The organism is Streptomyces sp. BV286 (assembly GCF_019090165.1).
Classification (GTDB): Bacteria; Actinomycetota; Actinomycetes; order Streptomycetales; family Streptomycetaceae; genus Streptomyces.
In genome coordinates this window covers 65,782-72,443 of the sequence record NZ_JAHRIB010000208.1, presented here as the reverse complement: position 1 = coordinate 72,443, position 6,662 = coordinate 65,782, and the positions used below count along the sequence as shown (strand labels likewise).

The following is a 6,662-nucleotide window of genomic DNA, read 5'->3' as shown; positions in this document are numbered from 1 at the left end:
TGCAGGGGGGACCCTGTGGGAGAGTAGGACGCCGCCGAACTTATATTGCTGATAGCCCCCGCACTCCGGTGCGGGGGCTATTTTGCGTTCAGGGGAGATCACCGGAACCCCTCCGCGATGTGGGTGCACGGCTGAGGGTAAGGTCAGTGAGCATCGTTGGCACGTTCCCACAGGAGGCTCCCGGGTGGAGGTTCAGGAGACCCGCGTCCAGACAGACCGGGTCCTCACCATCCCGAACATCCTCAGCATGGCGCGCCTGGCCGGCGTACCGCTCTTCCTGTGGCTGATCCTCAGGCCGGAGTTCGGCGGCCCCCAGAGCGACGGATGGGCACTGCTGGTGCTCATGTTGAGCGGTATCAGCGACTATCTGGACGGCAAGCTCGCTCGGCGCTGGAACCAGATCAGCAGCCTCGGCCGTCTGCTGGACCCCGCGGCCGACCGGCTCTACATTCTGTCGACCCTGCTCGGGCTCACCTGGCGCGAGATTCTGCCACTGTGGCTGACCGCCGTCCTGCTCGCGCGGGAGATGGTTCTGCTCGTGATGGTGGGCATCCTCCGGCGGCACGGCTATCCGCCACCTCAGGTGAACTTCCTTGGGAAGGCAGCCACGTTCAACCTGATGTACGCCTTCCCGTTGCTGCTGCTCAGTGACGGAAGTGGATGGCTCGCATCACTCGCTGCTATTTTCGGATGGGCGTTCGCCGGATGGGGTACAACTCTGTACTGGTGGGCAGGGATCCTGTACGTGGTTCAGGTCCGCCGCCTTGTCCGTGCGGACACCATGGCCGACTGAGCTCGCCCAATGGGTGGCCGTAGAGGTCTCTGATGGCCCGCGACGAGAATGTGCGGGACAATCTGACGGGTGAAGTCGGCTAGACCGTCTCTTCAAGGAGGACGCTTCCGACATGAAGGCCGTCGTGATGGCCGGAGGTGAAGGCACACGCCTTCGCCCCATGACCTCAAGCATGCCCAAGCCGCTCCTGCCCGTGGCCAATCGCCCGATCATGGAGCACGTGCTACGGCTGCTCAAGCGGCATGGGCTCAACGAAACCGTCGTCACTGTCCAGTTCCTGGCCTCGTTGGTCAAGAACTACTTCGGTGACGGTGAAGAGCTCGGTATGGAGCTCACCTATGCCAACGAGGAGAAGCCACTCGGTACTGCCGGCAGTGTCAAGAACGCCGAGGAGGCACTGAAGGACGACACCTTCCTCGTGATCTCCGGTGATGCTCTGACCGACTTCGATCTCACTGACCTGATCAATTTTCACAAGGAAAAGGGCGGTCTGGTCACCGTCTGTTTGACCCGAGTCCCCAATCCTCTTGAATTCGGCATCACCATCGTGGACGAAGAGGGCAAGGTCGAGCGCTTTCTTGAAAAGCCGACCTGGGGCCAGGTCTTCTCCGACACCGTCAATACGGGCATCTATGTCATGGAGCCCGAAGTATTCGACTATGTCGAGGCTGATACCTCTGTCGACTGGTCCGGTGACGTCTTCCCTCAGCTGATGAAGGAGGGCAAGCCGATCTACGGCTACATCGCCGAGGGGTACTGGGAGGACGTAGGCACTCACGAGAGTTATGTGAAGGCTCAGGCCGATGTCCTGGAGGGCAAGGTCGACGTCGAACTGGACGGCTTCGAGATCTCGCCCGGTGTCTGGGTCGCCGAGGGTGCCGAAGTCCATCCCGACGCGGTGCTGCGAGGCCCGCTCTACATCGGGGACTACGCCAAGGTCGAGGCGGACGCCGAAATCCGGGAGCACACCGTGGTGGGCTCCAACGTCGTCGTCAAGACCGGGGCGTTCCTGCACAAGGCTGTGCTGCACGACAACGTGTACATCGGCCAGCACAGCAACCTGCGCGGCTGTGTCATCGGAAAGAACACCGACATCATGCGGGCCGCGCGGATCGAAGACGGTGCCGTCATCGGGGACGAGTGCCTCGTCGGCGAAGAATCGATCGTGCAGGGCAACGTACGGGTATACCCGTTCAAGACGATCGAGGCCGGCGCCTTCGTCAATACGTCGGTCATCTGGGAGTCCCGGGGGCAGGCCCATCTCTTCGGAGCCCGTGGCGTGACCGGGATCCTCAACGTGGAGATCACACCCGAGCTGGCCGTCCGCCTGGCGGGGGCGTACGCGACCACGCTCAAAAAGGGCTCCACCGTCACCACGGCCCGCGACCACTCCCGAGGTGCCCGCGCGCTCAAGCGGGCGGTCATCTCGGCTCTGCAGGCCAGCGCCATCGACGTGCGGGACCTGGAGAACGTACCGCTGCCGGTGGCTCGGCAGCAGACCGCGCGGGGCAGTGCCGGCGGCATCATGATCCGTACGACGCCCGGAGTTCCCGACTCCGTCGACATCATGTTCTTCGACGGGCGCGGGGCGGACCTGTCGCAGGGAAGCCAGCGGAAGCTCGACCGGGTGTTCGCGCGGCAGGAGTACCGGCGTGCCTTCCCCGGTGAGATCGGGGATCTGCACTTCCCGGCCAGCGTCTTCGACTCGTACACGGGCTCGCTGCTCAGGAACGTCGACACGACCGGGATCGCCGACTCCGGGCTCAAGGTGGTCGTGGACGCGTCGAACGGCAGCGCCGGCCTGGTCCTGCCCAGCCTGCTGGGCAAGCTCGGCGTCGATTCGCTGACCATCAACCCGGGACTGGACGAGTCGCGGCCCACGGAGACAGCGGACGCCCGCCGTTCGGGGATGGTGCGGCTCGGAGAGATCGTGGCCTCCGCGCGGGCCGCGTTCGGGGTGCGGTTCGACCCGGTGGGCGAGCGGCTGTCGCTCGTCGACGAGAAGGGCCGGATCATCGAGGACGACCGGGCGCTGCTCGTCATGCTCGACCTGGTGGCCGCCGAACGGCGCAGCGGACGTGTGGCGTTGCCGGTGACCACCACGAGGATCGCCGAGCAGGTGGCGGCGTACCACGGGACGCAGGTCGACTGGACGACGACGTCTCCGGACGATCTGACACGCGTCGGGCGCGAGGAGTCGACGATCTTCGGCGGCGACGGGCGCGGCGGTTACATCGTGCCGGAGTTCAGCTCCGTGTTCGACGGCGCCGCGGCCTTCGTCCGGCTCATCGGACTGGTGGCGCGGACGCAGCTCACTCTCAGCCAGATCGACGCACGGATTCCGCGGGCGCACGTCATCAAGCGGGATCTCGCGACCCCCTGGGCGGTCAAGGGGCTTGTGATGCGGCGCGTCGTGGAAGCGGCCGGTGACAGGTTCGTCGACACGACCGACGGCGTTCGCGTCGTGGAGACCGACGGACGCTGGGTGATGGTCCTTCCCGATCCCGCGGAGGCCGTCACCCACCTGTGGGCCGAAGGCCCGGACGACGCGTCGGCGCAGGCGTTGCTCGACGAGTGGTCGTCCGTGGTGGACAGCGCCGGTCGCTGAGCAGCACGCGCGCGTGCCGGACGGCGCCCCCAAAGGGGCCCGTCCGGCGCGTCGGTGGGGCCATTCGGAGGTACTGGCCGCGACGTGCGACGATGTGCGGCATGCCGCAGCAGCCCCCCGTTCGGAGCACCCCCACGCGCCCCTCGCGCCCGGACGCGTCCATGTCGCTGCTCACCAACGTCATGGACCACAGCCTCGACGACGGGTACGCCGAGGCGGCCGAGCGCAAGAAGGCCGACGGCACGGGTGGAATGCCCAAGACGCTGCGGGCGAAGCTCGGTCTCGCGGCCGGTCTGGTGCTCGCGGCCCTCGTGGTGACCGTGGGCGCGGCTCAGGCGCGGATAGCGGCCCCTGGCGTCGCCAAGGAGCGCGAGGAACTCATCGACCGCATCGACCGCGAGACGTCGGCGGCCGAAGACCTCGAAGACGGCATCGACAAGCTCCGCGACGACGTGGGCGCCCGGCAGCGCGAGGCGCTGAAGAAACACGGTGGTGACCAGGGCGAGCTGGTGGGCATCCTGGCGGGCGCGGTCGAAGTGCACGGCCCCGGCGTCAAACTCGTCGTGGACGATGCCAAGGAAGCCGACCAGAGCGGGGACGGGGACGCCCGCGAGACATCGGGCTTCTCCGACACCGGACGCGTACGCGACCGTGACATGCAGCGCGTCATCAACGGACTGTGGGCGTCGGGCGCGGAGGCCATCACGATCAACGGTCAGCGGCTCACGGCGCTGTCCGCGATCAGGGCCGCGGGCGACGCGATACTGGTCGACAACAAGCCGCTGGTGCCGCCGTACACGGTGCTGGCGGTGGGGGACGGCCGGAAGTTGAGCACCACGTTCCAGAACAGTGGCGACGGGCAGTATCTGCACGCCCTGGAGAAGAACTTCGGGATCCGGACCAGTATCTCCGTCGAGGACGAGATCCGGCTGCCCGCAGCACCGAGTGTGATCGTACGAACAGCAGAGCCGAGCACAGAGAAAGGCACATCGTGATCGCGGTACTGGGCCTCGTCGTGGGAGTCGTGGCTGGATTGTTGGTCCGGCCCGAGGTTCCGGCGATGGTCGAGCCCTATCTTCCGATCGCCGTCGTCGCGGCGCTCGACGCCGTGTTCGGAGGTCTGCGGGCGATGCTCGACGGCATCTTCGACGACAAGGTCTTCGTGGTGTCGTTCCTGTCGAACGTGGTCGTGGCCGCACTGATCGTCTTCCTGGGCGACAAGTTGGGCGTGGGCGCACAGTTGTCCACCGGCGTGGTGGTCGTCCTCGGTATCCGTATCTTCTCCAACGCCGCGGCGATCCGTCGGCACGTCTTCCGGGCGTGAGGCCGATGAGCAGCAAGGACGAAACGCCGGGCACCCCCGAGAGCCCTCTGCGCAAGGAACTGCCCGAAGAAGTGCCGGCCGAGGTCCCGGAGACCGCGCCTTTGGACGAGGCGGAGGAGCCCGCGACGCCGGAGGTCCAGCCCGAACAGGGTGGACCTGCCGCCGTCACCGGCCGTCAGCGGCTGGTGAAGGGCCTGTGGCCGCCGCGGGTGTCCCGCGCGCAACTCATCGTGGCCCTCCTGCTGTTCGGTCTGGGCTTCGGCCTCGCCGTCCAGGTCGCGTCCAACAGCGACAGCGACGGCGCCCTGCGCGGCGCCCGGCAGGAGGATCTCGTGCGCATCCTCGATGAACTGGATGACCGTACGCAGCGTCTGGAAGAGGAGAAGCAGGGGCTCGAGGACCAGCGGACCGAGCTGGAGAACAGCTCGGACCAGGCCGAGGAGGCCCGCAAGCAGACCGTCGAGAAGGAGAAGCAACTCGGCATTCTGGCGGGCACCGTGGCGGCACAGGGTCCCGGCATCACGCTGACGATCGCCGACGCGAAGGGGACGGTCGAGTCCGACATGCTGCTCGACGCGGTTCAGGAGCTGCGCGCGGCCGGCGCCGAGGCGATCCAGGTCAATGGCGTACGGGTCGTCGCCGGCACCTATCTGACGGACGTGAGCGGGGGAGTCGCCGTGGACGGGAACAAGATCAGCTCTCCCTATCGTTTCAAGGTCATCGGCAAGCCGCAGGACCTCGAACCGGCGCTCAACATCCCTGGCGGAGTGGTGCAGACTTTGGAGAAGGAGCAGGCCACTGTGACGGTGGAGCGCTCGGACAAGATCGTCGTGGACGCCTTGCGACCGGCGAAGCGGCCTGACTACGCTCGGTCGTCCTCCCAGTGAACCGGGGGTGCTTGGAGGCCGCTCCGCGAGGGCATGAGGTTGCGGGGGGTCGACGCACCGAATGGGTGGTGCGTGGTGGAAACTGTCTGGTGGATACGGACGTTGTGAGGGTGTCCGGCTCGACCGGTGTGTGCAATCAGGGTTCGTCCTGCCCCACGGGCGGGTCTGTTTCGGTCAAGGGGAATCGCCCGTGAAGTTGTTTGGGAAGTTGTTCGGCAAGAGCGCACGAGAGGGCAGCGACAACGCCACTGCCCGGCACCGTGCACGCCCCTCGGACGCCGAGGAGCAGGGAGACCGCCCGCTGTTCCGGGACCAGGTCGGTGGGCCGGGCGGTGACATTTCCGGTGGTCAGGGCGCGCCGTCTGTTGACCCTGCCCAGTCGGGACGCATAGGTTTCGGGGACCCGTCAGCCTCGGGTACGGGTGGCGGATTCGGCTCCGACCCGTACGCGTCCAATGCCCCGGCGGGGCAGCCGCGGCAGGAGGATCCGTCCATGTCGGCCCTGGTGTGTACGAGGTGCGGTAACCGCAACGCGGAAGCGAGCCGCTTCTGCTCGAACTGTGGCGCGCCGCTGCGGGCGGGGGCGACTCCGGAGCGTCCGTCGGAGACCACCTCGACGATCTCCATCTCGGGTCTCGAGGCCTACGACGCCGAGGTGACCGGCCAGACACAGATGCCGATGCTCTCGCCCGAGGCGCAGGCCGCGGTCGACGCGCTGCCGCTCGGCTCGGCGCTCCTGGTGGTGCGGCGGGGGCCCAATTCGGGCAGTCGCTTCCTGCTGGACGGCGAGCTGACCACCGCGGGCCGTCATCCGCAGAGTGACATCTTCCTGGACGACGTGACCGTGTCGCGCCGCCATGTGGAGTTCCGCCGTGAGCCCGACGGCTCGTTCACGGTGGCGGACGTCGGCAGCCTCAACGGCACGTACGTCAACCGGGAGCGGATCGACCGGGTCCCTCTGTCGAACGGTGACGAGGTGCAGATCGGCAAGTACCGGCTGGTCTTCTACGCGAGCCAGCGGGGCATCTGACCCTCCCCCAGACTTTGTCC

6 protein-coding genes are annotated in these 6,662 nt (G+C 67.0%); all 6 read left to right on the top strand.

Going from position 1 to position 6,662, the window contains the following annotated elements:
* The first annotated feature begins 184 nt into the window (after positions 1-184).
* Complete coding sequence (locus KUF83_RS39220) at positions 185-793, top strand: CDP-alcohol phosphatidyltransferase family protein (RefSeq protein ID WP_217459882.1); 609 nt, start codon at positions 185-187, stop codon at positions 791-793.
* A 112-nt stretch (positions 794-905) separates the two neighbouring features.
* Positions 906-3,401: a mannose-1-phosphate guanyltransferase gene (locus tag KUF83_RS39215; protein ID WP_217459881.1), complete on the top strand. Its 2,496-nt coding sequence runs from the start codon at positions 906-908 to the stop codon at positions 3,399-3,401.
* Between the two features lie 92 nt (positions 3,402-3,493).
* Positions 3,494-4,396 (top strand): DUF881 domain-containing protein, encoded by a 903-nt coding sequence (locus KUF83_RS39210; protein WP_217459880.1) that lies wholly within the window; start codon positions 3,494-3,496, stop codon positions 4,394-4,396.
* Positions 4,393-4,725: a small basic family protein gene (locus KUF83_RS39205; protein WP_046587749.1), complete on the top strand. Its 333-nt coding sequence runs from the start codon at positions 4,393-4,395 to the stop codon at positions 4,723-4,725. The genes KUF83_RS39210 and KUF83_RS39205 overlap by 4 nt, the downstream gene beginning before the upstream one ends.
* A gap of 5 nt (positions 4,726-4,730) precedes the next feature.
* On the top strand, positions 4,731-5,612 hold the full coding sequence (locus KUF83_RS39200) for a DUF881 domain-containing protein (RefSeq protein WP_217459879.1): 882 nt from the start codon (positions 4,731-4,733) through the stop codon (positions 5,610-5,612).
* A 61-nt stretch (positions 5,613-5,673) separates the two neighbouring features.
* The gene (locus KUF83_RS39195) at positions 5,674-6,642 is read left to right on the top strand and encodes an FHA domain-containing protein (protein ID WP_217459878.1); all 969 of its coding nucleotides are present in this window, start codon (positions 5,674-5,676) and stop codon (positions 6,640-6,642) included.
* Positions 6,643-6,662: the final 20 nt, after the last annotated feature.